This is a genomic window from Pseudoalteromonas simplex (assembly GCF_015278155.1).
Taxonomy (GTDB): Bacteria; Pseudomonadota; Gammaproteobacteria; order Enterobacterales; family Alteromonadaceae; genus Pseudoalteromonas; species Pseudoalteromonas simplex.
In genome coordinates this window covers 15,488-34,041 of record NZ_JADILN010000012.1, presented here as the reverse complement: position 1 = coordinate 34,041, position 18,554 = coordinate 15,488, and the positions used below count along the sequence as shown (strand labels likewise).

Here is an 18,554-nt window from a genome sequence, read left to right as displayed (position 1 = left end):
CAATCAGTAAATGGTGATAGCCAGTATATGCAGCCAAAAATAGACTTTGCAGCGTTAGAAACTCAATGTCGAGACTTTATTTTGTCTTTACTCCATGCCGATGTCGCACACGATATTAGTCATATCGAACGAGTAGTGAGGGTTGCAAAACAATTGTGTATTGCCGAGCAGGCAGAAATGGCCGTGGTGTTACCCGCAGCTTGGTTACATGATTGTGTTGCGGTTGCAAAGAACCACCCAGATCGGGCAAAAGCATCGACCATGGCCGCAGACAAAGCGCTAAGTTTTTTAGCCTCAATTAATTATCCTGAGCAGTATTTTAGTGCTATTCATCATGCTATTGCCGCACATAGCTTTAGTGCCAATATCAAAGTACAAAGTGTCGAAGCGCAAATTGTGCAAGATGCAGACCGAATGGATGCATTAGGTGCAATCGGGGTGAGCCGCTGCATGAAAGTAGGGGGCTCAATTGGTCGCTATCTGTATCATAAAGACGATCCATTTTGTTTAAACCGCGAACCTGACGATACAAAATACACCCTCGATCACTTTTTTATTAAGCTGTTACACATTGGTGAGAGTATGAACACGCCATCAGCAAAAGATGAAGCCAAACGACGTACAGATTACATGCTCGATTTTTTAGAGCAGTTAAAAACAGAAATAGGTGAGTAACATGGCTATTCCAGCTTTGTGTGGTGTTGATCATTGCCACTTAAATGTTGATGATTTAGCGGCTGCTGTAAAATGGTATCAACAAGTACTTGGTTTTAATGTGATACCGGAACTTGCATTTTGGGATGAGGGAAAAGGCCCTTTAACCTTAGAAGATCAAGCAAAAACAATTCGTTTGGCACTGTTTGAAGCTGACGGTAGAAGCAAAGGTATTGCTTTTGGCGCAAATGCAACACAGTTTTTAGCATGGCTTGAGCATCTAGCTCAGCTTGAGATTAAAACTGTTGTTGCCGATCATGGTGTTACTTACTCAATGTACTTTAAAGATTGTGCTGGTAACAGCCATGAAATAACCTCTCATGATTATGAAGCTATAAAATCAGCTCTTACCTAAAGGTTTTAATAAATGCACTTTTCATAGTGTATTTTAACCTTCATGCCACTTCGCCTTATAAAAATCAAGCAATACATTTTTCACTATCCTTCATACGGCTTTTTCACTCATTTTTACGTTGTTATTAACTTTCAATTAGCTTCATTTTCATTCGATATTTTTCATTTTATGTTTTTTAATTGCGATTCTTTCGTTTTTGAACCTTAATTACTCGGTGGTTTATATTTTTTGGTTCTTTATTGCTACTAAAGGATAAGTCCACAGAATCTAGAAATTAAGTTTTATCACTTACAGGAGCTAGCATGAGAAAAATGACAATAAAATTGGCAGTAGTCGGTATGTTGAGTAGTTGGAGTGCCCAAGCTAATACGGTTGAAGACAGGGCCGCGTCGATTTGGTTTAACTTTAATGATGTAGGTCGCGGTAACACGATCATGCAGGATGTGTATGTGCCTAGCAATGGACTTACTAAGTACACCTACTATTCAGTGCTTAACTGGAATGCGGGCATAGAAGGTGGGGGCTATGCTGGCATACAAGATCACCCTGATGGGCGCAATTACATATTTTCCATATGGGATCCGCGCAGCTCTTCAAAGCCAATTGTAGCCCGCTATCTTGGTCATGGTACGGAATCTGAAAATTTTGGCGGTGAGGGTACAGGGCTAAAAACATGGAACTTTGATTTAGGGTGGCAAGCTAACCAATGGTATACCTTAGTGGCAAAGGCATGGCCGGTAGGTTCACATACTCATTTCGGCTATTGGGTGCATGATCAGGCTGCTGGAGAATGGTCGCACTTGGTGACCATGGATTACCCTGTAGCTGATGTACGTTTTGAAACGACAACAGGGTCATTTGTTGAAGATTGGTGGTATAGCGGCGAAAACGCGAGAACTGTGAGGCTCAAAAATGGCCATAAAAAGCTCGAAAATGGTAGCTGGATTGGCTTTGATTCTGCAAATTTTAGTGTTGTCCAACACCAACCAAAACGTAATTACGACAATAACTATGATGCAAGCGCAAACCCAAGTTATTTTACTATGACAACTGGCGGGACAACCTCACCTACGTTAAGTATTAGCAATCAAACCTGTAGGGATGCATATGGTAACTTGACAGCGTTTTGCGGGAGAAATTCACTTTTTCCGTTAACAAGAAACAATGTAGCGGATACCCCCAATCAACCTAATATTGAGTTCACCATCACTGATGCCACTACGCGAAGCGTAAGTTGGCAAGTGCCGCAAACGAGCACCCCTCAATTTAGCTATTCTGTGATGATAAACAACGTACTCGTTGCATCAGCAAGCCAACCAGAAAAGCGCCAAGTAGATATTATTGCGAGTGAAAATGACAACGTTATCATTACCCTCGAAGATATTTTCGGTCGAACAGTTTCGCACTCAGCGACTGTCACGATTGATAATACGTCAGCACAACACTACCTGATCGACAGCGCCACATTGACGGTAAGTTCTAACTCGCAATCAGAGCCTTATCATGAATTGGCAAACGCATTTGATGGAGACAAAACCACGCTGTGGCACACCAGTTGGTCAACTCCACAAGTGTCTAGTTACCCTCACGATGTCATCATTGATCTTGGTAAACACTATGAGTTATCAGAGCTTCATTATACGCCACGCGCTGTGGGCGAAAATGGATCAATTGCAGACTATGAAGTGTATGTAAGTCATGATGGTGTAACCTATGATGAATTAGTTGCTGCGGGTACTTGGGATGCCAGCAAACAAGGCAAAGTGGTTGCACTGAATAATACGCAAACGCGCTTTATAAAATTGGTTGGCTTGTCAGAAGTAAACGAGAATGTATGGGCTAGTGCGGCAGAGATTGAGCTATATCACACTGGAAAACTTGATAGTTCGAGCTTTGTTGTGAGTAGCGACTCGCAGGCAGAGCTTGGCGAAGAAGTTATCTACGCCTTTGATAATAATCCAGCCACCATTTGGCACACGAATTGGTCTGGCAGCACAGTGCCTGAGTACCCTCACTCGGTTGATATAGACTTAGGTAACCCGCAAAGCTTTTCAAAAATTACCTATCTACCAAGAACCATTGGCGTAAACGGCACTATTGCAGACTATGAGGTGTATGTGAGTGACGATGGTATCAACTTTGGCTCACCCATCGCTGTTGGTACATGGGCTGCGAATACACAAATCAAGCAAACACAGTTTGTACCTGTTACTGCGCGGTATATTCGTTTAGTCGCACAAAGTGAAATTAATGGTCGTATTTGGGCAAGTGCAGCAGAGATTGCTGTTTATAAGTAATTGAAACCATATAAGAGATAAGGGCTCAAAAGAGCCCTTATCCAACATTTTAATTTATGTTAACTCCTTGCAGAGTAAAGCTATATTCATACTCTGAGGCTGTCAGCGTGTATTCTGGCAGTGCTGTTGTATGCCAACTGTTAACGCCGCCAACACCCATTTGCCCATAATCAATATTCAGTGAAACGAGTGGACGAGGCTGAAGTTCACCGGAATGTGTTTGGCTTCGTCGCATGCCGGGGTCTAGATCACTGATCCTGTAGTGTAAAGCACTCATACCAAAATGAGGTGCACCAGTAATTTTTAATCCTACACCTTGTTGATTGGTCAAGTGAAGCCAGCGTACTTGCGTTTTATAGCCACTTTCTTGCGGTCTGATGTAAGGATGATATTGCTGTGACACTTTAGAGTGATATAAACCAACATGTGCTGCGGTATGTCGATCACGATAATTTTCCTGTGGTCCCCGGCCAAAGTAGGTAATATTGTTAAGCTCGGCAAATAATTCCAAGTTCATACCGACGCGAGGGATCATAGGCATATCTTGCATAGATGAACTGAACTTGTAATCGACCTTTACTTTGCCATCAGCTGTGATGATATAAATAATATTTAATTTTCCAGAAACATCTGGCACATCAAACTCAGTGGTAACAACAACTTGGTTTTCTGCTTCTACTAAAGTGAATTTTGTACGCTGTTGACGGTCTGAGGCGTATTTCCAAACCCTTAACTTATCTTGCCAATTTCCGCCGAAGTCATTATCAGTAGGAGCGCGCCAAAAGTTGGCTCTGGCAGGTGTTTTAATTAATTCAACCTCGTTAAAGCGATAGCCTGTTAACTCTGCTCGCGCGTGATTAAATCTTACTACAAAGTTATTACCAATAATCTCGCTATCGGTAACAGTTCGATAAACATTGAGTTTTCTTAAATCAGTTTGTTGTTCTTTCGCACGTGCTGTTTGTACTAAAAATTGCTCTTTTGCGATTTCAAAACTTTTTCCTATTAGTGGCTCATCAAGCCGCGTCACTACACTTACATTCAAAAATACTTCATCATTGATTTCTTTTGGAATTGAATAGTTAAGCGTGAAGTTAGCGGATTGCTGTGGTGATATTTCAAGTTTATTGATGCGGCCTTCTTTAAACACCTTACCATTGCTCATCAATTGCCAATTTAAACGGTAATGGTTGAGGTTTTTGAAAAAGTTTTCATTAAATACAGTTAACTCTTTGTCATTGAAAGAAAACAAAACAGATTGATGAACTTTTTTAATTTCATATAGAGCAGGTTCCGGTGTGCGATCAGGTAAAACAATACCATTTAAAAGAAAATTACCATCTGAAGGAGTGCCTGGAACACCAAAATCCCCACCGTAAGCATAGATAGTTTTGCCTTCAGAGGTGGTGGTTTGTATACCTTGATCAACCCAGTCCCAGATAAAGCCACCTTGTAACTTGTCGTACTTACGTATTTGATGCCAAAAGTCAGCAAAGTTACCCACACTATTGCCCATAGCATGCGCATACTCACTCATGATCATACTGCGCTCAGGGTTTGACTCTGCATACTCTTTTAGATATTGCGGAGTAGGGTATTGGGGTACATAGAGATCGGTATTCCATTCAAAAACAGCGCGTTCGTACTGGATAGGACGAGATGGGTCGCGAGATCTTACCCATTCATAACCATGATAAAAATTGTAGCCATTACCAGCTTCATTGCCAAGTGACCAAATAATTACTGAAGGATGGTTTTTTGAACGTTCGACCATGGCTGAAATTCGTGCAAGATGGGCTTTTTTCCAGTCGGGGTTATTTCCTAATGTGTGGCCCTTTGCCAAATTATAATACATGCCATGTGATTCAATATTGGCTTCATCAACCACATAAATGCCGTATTTATCGCATAATTCGTACCAGTAAGGATCGTTAGGATAGTGAGCGAGTCTCACGGCATTAATATTGAATTGCTTGAATAGTTTTATATCCAATTCCATGCTTTCTCGGGAAACGGCATGCCCTGTAATAGGGTCATGCTCATGCCGGTTGACCCCTTTGATCAAAATAGCTTGGCCGTTAATAAGCAGTTGGCCATTTTTAATTTCTGAGGTTCTAAAGCCAATCTTTTTCTTAACGTATTGACTTAACAGCTTCTTATTATCAAAAAGTGATATGCTTAATTCGTAAAGAGTGGGCGATTCAGCAGACCAGGCTTTTATATTTTTAAATTGTTTGTTGAATTGAACTGTTTGGCTGAGCTCTTTTTTGGCTAAAGTTTGCTGGGTTTCGAAAATGATTTCATGGTTAGGATTTTTGAGCTGAATTTGCAGTGTCTGCTCTTTATTTGATGGGCTTAAATCAACAGCAAGGTTTAGATTTCCATCTTTGTAGTTATTAACTAAGCCGGCATTTACAAACACATCTTCAATATAATCTTTAGGTGTATAGTACAGGTATACATCACGCTGAATGCCGGAGATCCGCCAAAAATCTTGAGCCTCTAAATAACTACCATCGCTCCAGCGAAACACCTGAACTGCCAGTGTATTTGACCCTGACTTTACATAATCAGAAATATCAAATTCTGCAGCGGTTTTACTTCCTTGGCTATAGCCTATCTTATGTCCATTTACCCAAAGGTAGAACGCTGATTTAACGGCGCCAAAATGTAGAATTACTCGCTTATCAGTCCACAGTTCATCTAAATTAAATGTTCTACGGTAATGGCCAATTGGGTTGTCGTGTTGTTGAATAAAAGGCGGGTTTTTCGCAAAAGCGTAGGGGTGGTTAACGTATATAGCACGATCATAACCTTGCAACTCCCAATTTCCTGGCACTTTGATTGTTGACCAATCACTATCATTAAAAGTAGGGCTCTCAAAGTCTTTCAATCTTGATGCGGGGTTCTTAGATAAATGAAAACGCCAGATACCATTTAAATTCAAATAGTTTTGCGCTTGATCTGGCGCTTGTAAATTTGCAACGGTATAGGGAAAAAAGCTTGCCCTAGCGGGTAATTTATTTATTCCGACAACTTTTGGATTTTCCCAATCATTGCTAAGTGCTGCAAAGGCACAGTTAGACCAAAGACAGACGATTAATATTCGTTTGATTAAACTAACACGGTTATTTATTAAGTTAATCATAAATTGATTTACCTTAATTTTGTTTCATAATATTTCAAATTAGATTATCAGTCTTTCAAAGTATTTCAAATTCACTTTGTTGTTTTATTTGTAAAAATTAAAAAGAATCATGTTGAAGTTGAAAGTCCAACTCTTGTCAGTCAAAAATGGCTGCTTCAGCTGATAATAGATTCAATTTTGTTACTTTATGCTTATCCTGCTTCTGGTGAGGTACCTTACTTACGTAGTTCCTTTTTCGAAGACTTTCGATTTAAGTCCAAATATTTTCCCTTTAGTTCCATATTGATTGAGTGTTGATTTTTAACTAGTTTTTTATCTAGCGATAAAAATGCGACTATTAAATTAAAAGAAAATGAAAGTTTTATTGTGTTTTCTATTGATTTTTTTCTTTCGAAAGGTGTAAATTAATTGTTATACATCTACAGATGTTCTTTCATGGAATAACTAATTCGGAGAAGTGCAATGGTAAATTACAATAAGAAATACCTAAGCTTGCTCATAGGTTCGATACTTTCGACCTCGTCAGCAGTCGCATTAGCGGCAAATGAGCAAGACCCACAACTAAAAGAGACTGACGATGATGCTGTTGAGGTAATTGAAGTTCGCGGTATTCGTAACAGTTTGAAAGAATCTTTATTTATTAAGCAAAACTCAATACAGGTTGTTGATGCAATTGTTGCTGAAGATATCGGTAAGTTCCCTGACCAAAACGTAGCCGAAGCATTACAACGCATTTCGGGTATTACGATTACGCGTAATGCCGGAGAAGGGCAAAATGTCACAGTGCGTGGTTTAGGTGGGGACTATAACATTACAACCATAAATGGCCGACGTATGGCTTCAGAGCATAGCAGCCGTGACTTTAATTACGACTTGATTGCAGCTGAGCTGTTAGGTGGCGTTGAAGTATATAAGTCTCCCGTTGCACACACTCAAGAAGGTGGAATTGGATCTGTTATCAATATCAAAACACGTAGACCGATGGATTTTGATGGCTTCACGGCATCAGGTTCTATAAAAGGTATTTACGAAGATCGAACCGAAGATGTAACACCTCAAGCTTCATTTCTATTAAGCGACACGTTTTTCGACGACACATTTGGTGCCCTTTTCACTGCAGTTTATTCTGAGCGAACTTTAAGGATCGACAGTTATGAAGGTGAAGGCTTTTGGAATGAAACAACGGAGTCAGATATTACGGTTCGCCAAGATGTGAATGGTGATGGGGCATTTGATCCGTTAGTTGATAACGAGTGGGGCTCAATCATACCGGGCTATATGCGTTATGGTAACCAAGAAGATACTCGTGAGCGTATTGGCGGAAGTTTAGCATTACAATGGATCCCGAACTCTGACTTTGAAATGAATTTTGATAGCATTTATTCATCATATAAAACGGATGCAACAGAGTCGCAAATTTCGTTTGTTACATATGATGAAAGTTGGACCGAAGGCATACCTGGCGTTAAAGATGTTGGTTTTAATGATGAGGGTTTAGTTAATAAAATGACTTTATTTGGTACTGGAGCGATGGCTGAAATACTTAATGTATCGTCGCCTCGAGTTACCGAAACGTATCAAGTTGGCGTGAATGCAAAATGGTTTGTTGCTGATAACTTTAGTGTTGCATTCGATGTTGCGCACTCGAGTTCAGAAAATAAAAATGATGGTCACAATAGATACATTGTAGCACGTGGTTTTGTTGATGAAATTATGCTAGATAAATCAGGTAATAACCTTTTACCTGATGTATCAATTTCTCCTAACTTAACTGCGAACTCTCCTTTTGGCGCCCACTACAGTTATAACAGTGGAACAGGTGTTAAAGATGTCGTAAATGAACTTCGTATTGACGCACAGTGGATGCCAAATGTTGATTGGATCAAATCAATCGATTTTGGTTTAAATATTGGCGATCAAACGAAGACCACAAATGTTAATTCGTCAGAAAATGCCAGTGCATTTAGTAATGCTGGAGCGCAACTTGATTCTGAACGTTATGATCACTTCAGCGTAGATTACTCATCAGTTGAAAATATTAACGGCTTTGACCTATTTAGACTCCCTGAAAGTGTGTTAATTGATGGTGACTTTGAGAACTTCTTTAAAGGTGAACCCGGTCAGCACCCTAATCCGTGGCCTCGTTTTGACTACGATGAGTTATTCGCATTTTATGAATCTATTAGTCCGGAAGCTGCTAATCAGTTAATTAAAGCGCTTCCGCGCCCTAAAGACTCATATGAAGTAAATGAGCAAACCAATGCAATTTACGCATCCGTGAATATAGAAGACAAAGTTTTTGGCTTTCCTTATGCTTTAAATTTAGGTGTTCGGGCTATTGAAACAACTGTAGGTAGCCAAGGTTATTCACTTAATTTAGACAAAGTTGTATTTGTTCCTGATAAACAAGGTAATCCAAGCTACGAAGGTAAAGTTGAAGATTATCAAGATATTGTGGAATTTGAGGATACGTATACGGATGTATTACCAAGTTTAAATCTAAAACTAAATTTAACAGATACTTTATTACTTAGAACAACAGCTTCAAAAGCAATTACTCGCCCAAGTATCCAATCACTCAAGGCTTGGAGTTACATCAACTTCAATAAAATGGAATATCACGCCTCAAATCCTGGACTCGAACCGCTTCGTGCTAATCAAGCAGATTTAGCTCTTGAGTGGTATTTTTCTGAGAATGGTGCACTCACTGCTGTTTATTTTTATAAAGATATCGAGTCATTTGTCATAAATGGTGAAAATGGATCAATAGATATCAATGGAGAAACCTTCAAAGTACAGTCATCTATCAATGGTGACGGTGGAGGTACCATTGAAGGTTATGAGATTGCCTATCAGCATGCCTTTACGGAATTACTTCCAGCGCCATTTAATAATTTAGGGGTACAACTTAACTACACCTATGTTGACTCAGGGTATGATCAGGTTCCTCAAGATCATCCTGAATACGACTTTAGAAGCCTTGGCCTTCCTTATCAAGGAATGTCCGAGCATTCTTATAACGCAGTCGTGTACTACGAGACGGATGACTTTCAATTACGTTTTGCCTATAACTGGCGCGATGAATATGTTGCAAATGCAGATGCATGGGGCGGCCCGCAGTGGGTTGCAGACTATGGCCAGTTAGACTTCAGTGCTAGTTACGATATTACTGAATCAATCAATTTAAATGTTTCAGGTAATAACTTAACCAATGAACGTGGCTGGCATTATATCTCTCGCTCTGATCAGGTTCATAAACTTGATAGTGCTGGGCGCCTATTTACCTTTGGGGTAAATGTCAGGTTTTAATAGCAGTAGATAAATTCACGGCAATAGTTGTATTGCCTAATTTAAAAAGAATAAATATAAGTGAGTAAATTTATGAGCTTAACAAATAAATTATCTGTGCTCAGTATTGCGGTAATAACAGCAACACTGTTCGGTTGCGGGACCGAAGAGCCTGAAGGCTCAGTAGGATCTACAGGAAAGCAAGTTGTTGCAACCCCAGGATCGATTGATCGAGCCCCTTCAGTATGGTTGCGCTTTAATGATAATGCGGCTGGGGACATCATCATGCAAGATGTGTATATTCCAGCAAAAGGTTTAACACCTTATACATACTATTCGGTTCTAAATTGGAACGCAGGTATGGAAGGGGGCGGTTATGCTGGCATACAAGATCATCCCGATGGCCGTAATTTTATATTTTCTTTGTGGGATCCTTCAAATGGTGAACTTATCACTGCACCATATCAAGGTGCAGGTACTAAAGTAGTGAACTTTGGTGGCGAAGGTACAGGGTTAAAATCATGGAATTTTGAACTTGGATGGCAGCCTGATCATTGGTATACGCTGGTGGCTAAAGTTTGGCAAAAAGATGGCCATACGCAATTTGGCTATTGGTCAATGGATAAAGAAACGGGTATTTGGACACATATAGTCACCATGGATTACCCAGTTGAAAATGTCTACTTTAATAGCAATACAGGCTCGTTTGTAGAGGATTGGCTGGGGACGGGCGATCAAACCCGCACTGCATTATTTACCGCTGGTCATAAACGTCAGTTGGATGGTTCTTGGGCTGGGTTTACTAAAGCAGATTTTAATGTCATTCAAGAGGAAGCAACTGCAGCATACAATGAAAGCTATGATGCGACATCAACAAGTGAATATTATCGGATGAGCTCTGGCGGCAGTATTTCTCCTGATGAAATTGAAGCAGCAGATGTATTATCTCGTCCTTATTCTTCTTTCTCACCGCAAAATAGCCCTTTGGCAGCAACGATTGACTCTATTGATACTCAAAGTATTCGTTGGACAATTCCGGCAACATCTACGCCTATGTATAAGTACACGGTTATCGTCAATGGTGAGGTAGTTAGTAGCGGGCAAGATTTATCAGTGCGTGAAGCAAGTTTCAGCGCGATTGCAACAGATGCTGTGGTTGAGTTACAACTTGAAAACATTCTTGGCAAAGTTACTAGTTATACAGGCACTGTAGCTGATGGACTTACAAATAATGATGATACAGTACTTTTTGATACTGAATCAGAGCCTTTAATTAGTGGTGAAGCTATGACAATTGACGCAATGAGTAAAGGAGAAACGCGTCTGTATGAGGTCATGGCTATAGATTCTGCAAATAAACTAACCGTAGAACTAAGTGGTAATGCTGGTGATGCAGATATTTATGTCACTGCAAAAGAAGCTGCTAACCCTGATAATGCAGAATGTATCGGCTATGGTGGCACGAGCAATGAAACTTGCATCGTTGCTGTAAATGTACGTAAAGAGACGCCTTATACAATCCTTGTTGTTGCACGCTCTGATGTTGAGGGTTTGAGTTTAACAGCTACACATGATGGCGAAGAAAATGGCATGCTAAATAGTGCTAATTTTGTAGTCACGGGCAACACACCTGCACAACCGGGTAATGACTTAAAATATGCCTTTGATGGCGATGATTCAACCATGTGGCACACCTCTTGGGGTGATGATATGCAAGAGTATCCTCATGAAGTTGTTATCGATTTAGGCGAAACAGTTGATGTAAATCGCTTTGAATACACGCCACGCCAAGACGGCGGACGCAACGGAACGATTGTTAGCTTTGAAATTTATGTTTCAGAGTCGTCAGTTGATTATGGTGAAAAAGTTCATTCAGGTACCTGGGCTGATAACACTAACTTGAAGCTAGAAGTCTTTGGCCCTGTGACTGGCCGATTTGTTAAATTTATCGCTTTAGAAGAGCGTGGTGGTGGTGCATGGGCTTCAGCTGCTGAACTGCGAGTCGGCATTGATGATGGCAACGTATATGAACCTATTGATGGTTCAGGCACAGGTGATGAAGATGAACCTGTTGAAGAGCCTGCTACTGAAGCGGTCGAAGTAAATAGTACGCTTTTAGATAATACGACATTTAGCTACTCATCAACATCTCCTGCACAACCAGGCAATGAGTTGGCGCTTGCTTTTGATGGCCAAGATGACACGCATTGGCATACCAATTGGGATGATACATCCGTTGTTTATCCACATGAGGTGGTCATTGACTTAGGTGAGAATTATGCTGTCAATCGCTTTGATTATGCGCCACGAGATGGTGGCGGTAATGGTACAGTGGTGCAGTATGAGTTATATGTAAGCGAAGATGAGCAGGCTTTTGCTGACGAACCTGTATCAAGTGGCAGCTTTGCTGATAATGGCGATGTTAAAACGGTTACGTTTAATGATGTAACAGGTCGTTTTGTTAAGTTTGTTGCACTCGCAGAACGCGGTGGTAACCCTTGGGCGGCAGCAAGAGAATTAAATGTGGGAGTTAATTTAACTCAAGCAATTGACATGAGCTCCGTTTCTGCAACATCAAGCTCTGCAGCTGAGGTTGGAAATGAACTTGAGCTTGCGTTCGATGGTGATATTGACACGCACTGGCATACATCATGGAGTGACAGTTCAGTTACTTACCCACACGACGTTGTTATTGATTTAGGGCAGTCTTATGAGGTTGCTCAATTTGACTACACGCCTCGCCCAGGTGGCGGTAATGGTACTGTAGTTAAATATGAAGTGTACGTAAGTGAAACAGCAACTGAATTTGGTGAGCCTGTTGCACAAGGTGAATGGGCTTCAAATGGTGATGTAAAATCAGCCATTCTTCCAGCGACAAATGGGCGTTACGTTAAATTTGTTGCTCTTGAGGAGCAAGGTGGTGGTGCTTGGGCATCTGCGGCAGAGTTCTCTGTTCGTATAAATCCATAAACTGTTTTAAGGAGCACTATTCGTTATTACGGATAGTGCTTTTTTGTGGGAAAGAAAATGAACAATCACAGAATAAAAACGGCTGTTTTATCACTTTTTTTGACCTCCTTGGTCGCATGTGGAAATCAGCAGTTACAGTTAGAAGATAAAAAGATAGAAACAACGATCAGTATTCCAGTGGCAGGAAACAGTTGGATTGATAATAATGTTGAGCTGTCAGATAAGCTGATAGACAAGAGTGGTGTGACCCATTGGTTTGCTGAACAAGGCAGTTTAAGCACTTATTTTTACACATCTAAAACAGGTGAGTTAGCCGTTTCTTTGCAAACCTTTGTGAAAGACAAACCTGCAACAATTGAAGTTTCGATAGCTGGGCAAAGCAAAATTGTTACAGTAAAAAATAATCAACCAATGAGCGTACCTGTTGGTACATTTAACCTTGATGAATTAGGTTATCAAAAGTTAACCATCACGGGATTAGAGCAAGCAGAAACGCTTTTACCAGCCATAAGTGAGATTAAAATCGGCGGCGAAGTGGCTTTAGGTAAAGTTAGTTATGTTAAAGATGACTTTTACTGGGGACGTCGAGGCCCTTCGGTTCACCTGCAATACTCGTTGCCTTCTCAAACGATGAGTTACCCGTGGTTTTATAGCGAAATAGAAGTGCCAAAAGGAGCCGATGCAATAGGCTCGTATTACATGGCGAATGGTTTTGATGGGGGCTATTTTGGTATACAAGTAAACTCTGATAGTGAGCGCAGAGTGTTATTCTCTATTTGGAGTCCATTTTCAACAGATGATCCTTCATTAATTCCACCTGAGTACCGAATACAGACCTTAAAGCATGGTAAAAATGTGCATGTAGGTAAATTTGGCAATGAAGGCTCTGGCGGACAAAGCTATATGCGATACGATTGGAAAGCTGACACGCGATATGGTTTTCTAACTCACATTAGGCCAGTTGAAGGAACTGAAAGTACTGATTTCACAGCATACTTTTATGATCCTATGGTTGAAAAATGGCAGTTAATTGCAAGTTTCAGGCGCCCAAAGACGAGTATATATCATCAAGGCACCTATTCATTTTTAGAGAACTTCATACCTGGGGCAGGGCAATTTGAACGTCGTGCAATTTATACAAACCAATGGGCTAAACCTGAGCGAGGGGAATGGCAAGAAGTGACCCAAGCTAAATTTACTTACGATGCCACAGCCAAAAAAAATGCGCGTTTTGACTATCAAGGCGGTACGACAGAGAAAGGGTTTTACCTAAAAAATACAGGCTTTTTTTCCGCTCCCACTCCTTATGGCAGCGAGTTTGAAAGAACCCCTACAGACATTCCTAAAATAGATCTTAAGTCTTTACCTTAGTAATAAAAGAGCCTCCAGATAGGAGGCTCTATTTATCGAGTGAATGTATTTTTTATTTCTATAATTGCATCCAGCTGACCTATAAATAAGTCGACTAACTGCGGATCAAAGTGCTTACCAGATTCAGATTTGAGCAGTTCGACAGCTTGGTCAACAGACCACGCTTTTTTATATGGCCTTGTTGAGGTTAGTGCGTCGAACACGTCGGCAATACTCACTATCCGGCCTTCAATACTAATCTCTTCACCTTTTAGTCCATAAGGGTAGCCGCTTCCATCCCATTTTTCATGGTGCTCAAGTGCCAGCTTGTGTGCTAGCTGTAATAAAGGCGAACTAGAGTTTTCTAAAATCTTCGCCCCGATTGTTGCATGTTGCTTCATATGCTCGAATTCATTTTCATCCAAGCGCCCAGGCTTCAGAAGCACGGCGTCAGGAATACCGATTTTACCAACATCATGCATCGGTGCTGCTTGTCTTAGTTGCTCAGCTTGAAATTCAGTCATTCCGTAGGCAAGTGCAAGTACTTTACTGTAACGGCTCATACGCGCAATGTGTTCACCAGTATCTGTGTCTTTGTATTCTGCTGCACGTCCTAAACGGTTTATCAAATCAATATGAGCGAGCTGTAATTGCTGTGCTTGCACTAATGATAAATGAGTTTTAACTCGTGCTCGGACAATTGCAGGGCTGATGGGTTTTGTAATGTAGTCTACCGCACCTAGCGCAAAGCCTTCTGATTCGTCTTGTTCATGTGATAAAGCTGTTACAAAAATAATCGGAATATGAGCGGTTTCTGGTGTAGATTTCAGTATTTCACAGACTTCAAAGCCATTCATATCTGGCATCATCACATCTAATAGAATTAATCTTGGCGGCTCATTCTTAATAAGTTGCAATGCAAGTTCACCTGATTTCGCAAATGATAAGCGGTAGTCATTGCCTAATACTTCACGCATTACTTTAAGGTTAGCGGGTTCATCATCTACGATAAGAATTCTTTCGCGCTCAATAAGTTCGCTCATGATTTCTCCTCACTTGCAGTTATTTCACGTTGCAATTTTTCAATCGCTTCCTGTGCAGCATTAAAATCAAAATTGTCAAAATGTTCACAAATTTCATTTATTTGCGGTTTAAAAGCAGGCTGGGTGTTCGACGCCACTTGAGCCAAAAAGTCATCGTCAATTTCGGCATGTTTTGCGTGCTCTAGCAGTGTGACTAAGGCTTTATTTAGCTCACTCGTAGGCATCATAGTAACTGATGTTTGTTGATCTTGAGTTTTTGTTTCGGCTATTTTTGAGCGTAAAAAATGCCATTCATCTTCACATGCATGGATGAGTGAAATAAAACGAGTCCCTCTTAGTTCATTCTCTGCTTGAGAAAGTAAATGTAGCAGTTTTCCTAGCGCTAAATTCCCGGCAACGCCTTTTAAAGTGTGCAAAATTGTTTTCACCTCAGAACTATCAGTATTAAGCTCTTTTAAACGAATCATATTGGTATAATGATCAGATAAAAACGCTGCTATTTCTGAGTTTAGTTTTTCGCTACTTCCCCACATTTTCAGGCCTTTTGCATAGTTGATATGCTGCTTAGATTTATCTGGCTGTTGTTGAGATATTGTATTAACTTCTAACCCTAAAACCTTTGCTATTTCATGGTTAACTTGCTGAATATCAACGGGCTTATTAGCGAAGCCATTCATACCGGCTTGTTTTGCGGTTAATTTGTCTTGCTGTAAAACACTGGCAGTTAGGGCAATGATAGGGGTTTTTTTGAGTTGTTGTTGCTGCTCTTTTTCTCGAATCACTTTACACGCTGTAATCCCGTCGCACTCTGGCATGTGTATATCCATTAAAATTACATCAAAGCTATTTTTTTCGAAGGCGCTGATAGCCTCTAAGCCATTCTTCGCTTTTGTAACAACATGACCAGCTTGAGAAAGTAAAATATTCAGTAACTCGAGGTTTTGTTCTATATCGTCAACAACTAGAACTCTCAGAGGCGGCAGGTTTAAGATATTATTACTTAATTTATCAACTTTATTAATATCACCTTCTTTTAGAGGTAAAGAGAAAAAGAAACAACTTCCTTTGTTTTCTGTGCTCACAGCACTAATGCTGCCACCCATTAACTCTACTAGTTGCTTACTAATCGTTGTTCCTAACCCTGTGCCACCAAAACGGCGAGTCATAGTTCCATCAGCTTGCTCAAATGGCTGGAAAATTGCTTTTAGTCTATGTTTTGCGATACCAATGCCTGTATCTTGCACTTCAAAAAACAACTGGTTGTTTTGCGTTTTACTGATACTAATTGTCACAGAGCCTGTTTCAGTAAATTTAATCGCATTACCAATTAGGTTGTTTAATACTTGGCGAATACGCGAATCATCTCCAATGTATATTGGCGCAACATTTTCGGCTATTTTTAAATCGAGAAGTAAGTTTTTTCGTTTCGCTTCAAGCCAAAAGGTTGAAACGATATTATCTAGTAGAGCCTGCAAATTAAAGTGTTCAAGCGTGATATCTAATTTACCTTTTTCTAGCTTTGCGGAGTCGAGTACATCATTTAACAAATGTAATAATGACCTGGCCGAACTATTAACAGTAATTATATGCTTTTGTTGTTCTTTGCTAAGCGGGCTATCCATCAAAATATCACTAAAGCCAATTATAGCGTTCATTGGTGTGCGGATTTCATGACTCATATTCGCCATAAATGCTTGTTTGGCTTGTGCAGCGGCTTCAGCTTCTTGCTTGGCTGTCTTTAATGACTCCTCATATTCATGACGTGAGGTTATGTCGACTAGCACGCCATCTATCCATTTGTCGTTGGAATCTGGATTATGGTTAACTGTGCCTTGATCTAGTACCCAAACTGTTTGGCCATTACGGTGTTTAATTCTATATTCAACAGCGTATTGGTTAGAATTTGAGATGGCGTCGTCTAGGGCATCTGCTATGTGCTGCTCATCCTTGGAATTTATGATATCTGCAAATGCTACTTCGTTTGATGTGAACTCTTGTGCTGTGTAACCGGTTAATTCAAAGACTCGTGGGCTAATAAACAGCATCGTCCAGTTTTTATCAAGTAAACAACGAAACACAGCACCGGGTGTATTATTCATCAAGGTACGATATTGTAGTTCTTTTTCTTCTAGACTCTGTTGCAGGGCGCGTTGCTGAGTTAAATCAGTAATAAACCCTACAAATAGAGTCTCTTCACCTGGTTGTTTCACTTCTCCAAGGCCAAGACGAATAGGAAATAAATGGCCATCTTTATGTTTTGCGCAAACATCTCTGTTGATGCCAATTACTTTTTTAAGCTCATGATTGCCACTATTTAATAAGTAATCATCATGATGTGCAGCAATTTCATCATTCATTAAAATTTTAACGTTTTGTCCGAGAACTTCCTGTTGCTGCCAGCCAAAAATAGCTTCTGCAGATTTATTAAAGCTTAAAATTTTTCCTTTAATGTTAATAGTCACAATGCCATCAATAGCTGTACTTAAAATAGCATCTAAACGAGATTCTTCGGCAGATTTCTCCACCAACAGCATACGATAGCGAACCATTCCATTGATAATGCCTACGAGTGCAGTTAATAAAACGGTGGCAAACGCGACGCAGATAGCAATAAGTTCAATATGTGATGTATCAACGTTATCGGATAAGAGGGGCGAAGTCGCAACAAAGCGAGTCGCAGCCATTCCCATGTAATGCATACCGGCAACGGCAAAACCGAGAATAATGCTGCAAATTATTCTACTTTGAAAGTTAGATAAACGCTTAAAATGGTCACTCAAATGAAAGCGAGTGTATAAGCCTATGAATGACAGCCCAACAGCGACAACAATAGATGCAGCGAACCACCAAGGGTCATAACGTAACAATGGACTCATTTGCATCGCAGCCATGCCTGTATAATGCATGGTGCCAATACCTGCACCTAATAATACAGAACTGACTAGAAGCTTTAACGTTTTTGGGATCTGGGTATTACCCTTGCGCCGAAGAAAAGAAAATGCTGTTAAACACGCGAAAAATGCCGGTACAAACGAAAAGAATGTTAAAGTCGGATCGTAGTTAATTGTTGTGCATAGTGAAAATGCCAGCATGCCAATGAAGTGCATACTCCAAATACCACCAGATAAAACCAGTGCGCCAGTACCATTGGCGAGTTGACGGTAAGAATTAAAGTTAGTTTTATTTGCAAGATCAATAAGGTGTAAAGAAAAATAAGCGGCAAAGACGGCCGTGGTAATCGACAAAAGGACTAGAGTCGGGTCGTAGGTACCGTTTATTAATAAATCTGAACTTTGATCAGTAAGAAAAAATTCTGCTAGCATAGAATAAGTTAAAGGCTGCATGTGCTTTCAGTCTAATACAATTTAAAATTTATTAAGAGTAAAAGA

General features: G+C 40.2%; 9 protein-coding genes. 6 read left to right on the top strand and 3 right to left on the bottom strand.

What is annotated here, in order from left to right; translation table 11 throughout:
- Positions 1-27: 27 nt before the first annotated feature.
- The 3 genes from IRQ78_RS17665 (at position 28) to IRQ78_RS17655 (ending at position 3,366) form a co-directional block, all read left to right on the top strand.
- A complete protein-coding gene (locus IRQ78_RS17665; protein WP_054553661.1) occupies positions 28-675 on the top strand; it encodes an HD domain-containing protein in 648 nt (215 codons plus the stop codon).
- Position 676: 1 nt separating this feature from the next.
- Positions 677-1,069 (top strand): VOC family protein, encoded by a 393-nt coding sequence (locus IRQ78_RS17660; RefSeq protein ID WP_054553660.1) that lies wholly within the window; start codon positions 677-679, stop codon positions 1,067-1,069.
- A 302-nt stretch (positions 1,070-1,371) separates the two neighbouring features.
- Complete coding sequence (locus IRQ78_RS17655) at positions 1,372-3,366, top strand: DUF3472 domain-containing protein (RefSeq protein WP_194442814.1); 1,995 nt, start codon at positions 1,372-1,374, stop codon at positions 3,364-3,366.
- 49 nt (positions 3,367-3,415) lie between these two features.
- On the opposite strand, the gene IRQ78_RS17650 is transcribed toward IRQ78_RS17655, so the two are convergent.
- On the bottom strand, positions 3,416-6,514 hold the full coding sequence (locus IRQ78_RS17650) for a glycoside hydrolase family 2 TIM barrel-domain containing protein (RefSeq protein ID WP_194442813.1): 3,099 nt from the start codon (positions 6,512-6,514) through the stop codon (positions 3,416-3,418).
- Positions 6,515-6,976: 462 nt separating this feature from the next.
- Between IRQ78_RS17650 and IRQ78_RS17645 the strand changes: the two genes are divergently transcribed.
- The 3 genes from IRQ78_RS17645 to IRQ78_RS17635 all read left to right on the top strand — a co-directional run bounded on the left by IRQ78_RS17645 (position 6,977) and on the right by IRQ78_RS17635 (position 14,143).
- The gene (locus tag IRQ78_RS17645; RefSeq protein ID WP_138602118.1) at positions 6,977-9,823 is read left to right on the top strand and encodes a TonB-dependent receptor; all 2,847 of its coding nucleotides are present in this window, start codon (positions 6,977-6,979) and stop codon (positions 9,821-9,823) included.
- A gap of 72 nt (positions 9,824-9,895) precedes the next feature.
- On the top strand, positions 9,896-12,772 hold the full coding sequence (locus tag IRQ78_RS17640; protein ID WP_194442812.1) for a discoidin domain-containing protein: 2,877 nt from the start codon (positions 9,896-9,898) through the stop codon (positions 12,770-12,772).
- Between the two features lie 57 nt (positions 12,773-12,829).
- On the top strand, positions 12,830-14,143 hold the full coding sequence (locus tag IRQ78_RS17635) for a DUF3472 domain-containing protein (RefSeq protein ID WP_194442811.1): 1,314 nt from the start codon (positions 12,830-12,832) through the stop codon (positions 14,141-14,143).
- 32 nt (positions 14,144-14,175) lie between these two features.
- On the opposite strand, the gene IRQ78_RS17630 is transcribed toward IRQ78_RS17635, so the two are convergent.
- Together IRQ78_RS17630 and IRQ78_RS17625 are read right to left on the bottom strand one after the other, a co-directional pair.
- Positions 14,176-15,165 (bottom strand): response regulator, encoded by a 990-nt coding sequence (locus IRQ78_RS17630; RefSeq protein ID WP_054553654.1) that lies wholly within the window; start codon positions 15,163-15,165, stop codon positions 14,176-14,178.
- A complete protein-coding gene (locus IRQ78_RS17625; protein ID WP_194442831.1) occupies positions 15,162-18,488 on the bottom strand; it encodes an MHYT domain-containing protein in 3,327 nt (1,108 codons plus the stop codon). Before IRQ78_RS17625 ends, IRQ78_RS17630 begins: the two co-directional genes overlap by 4 nt.
- Positions 18,489-18,554 lie beyond the last annotated feature (66 nt).

Excerpts from the sequence above, each read along its gene's own strand:
- IRQ78_RS17665 (WP_054553661.1), top strand. The coding sequence starts at position 28 with ATGCAGCCAAAAATAGACTTTGCAGCGTTAGAAACTCAATGTCGAGAC.
- IRQ78_RS17660 (WP_054553660.1), top strand. The coding sequence starts at position 677 with ATGGCTATTCCAGCTTTGTGTGGTGTTGATCATTGCCACTTAAATGTT.
- IRQ78_RS17655 (WP_194442814.1), top strand. The coding sequence starts at position 1,372 with ATGAGAAAAATGACAATAAAATTGGCAGTAGTCGGTATGTTGAGTAGT.
- IRQ78_RS17650 (WP_194442813.1), bottom strand. The coding sequence starts at position 6,514 with ATGATTAACTTAATAAATAACCGTGTTAGTTTAATCAAACGAATATTA.
- IRQ78_RS17645 (WP_138602118.1), top strand. The coding sequence starts at position 6,977 with ATGGTAAATTACAATAAGAAATACCTAAGCTTGCTCATAGGTTCGATA.
- IRQ78_RS17640 (WP_194442812.1), top strand. The coding sequence starts at position 9,896 with ATGAGCTTAACAAATAAATTATCTGTGCTCAGTATTGCGGTAATAACA.
- IRQ78_RS17635 (WP_194442811.1), top strand. The coding sequence starts at position 12,830 with ATGAACAATCACAGAATAAAAACGGCTGTTTTATCACTTTTTTTGACC.
- IRQ78_RS17630 (WP_054553654.1), bottom strand. The coding sequence starts at position 15,165 with ATGAGCGAACTTATTGAGCGCGAAAGAATTCTTATCGTAGATGATGAA.
- IRQ78_RS17625 (WP_194442831.1), bottom strand. The coding sequence starts at position 18,488 with ATGCTAGCAGAATTTTTTCTTACTGATCAAAGTTCAGATTTATTAATA.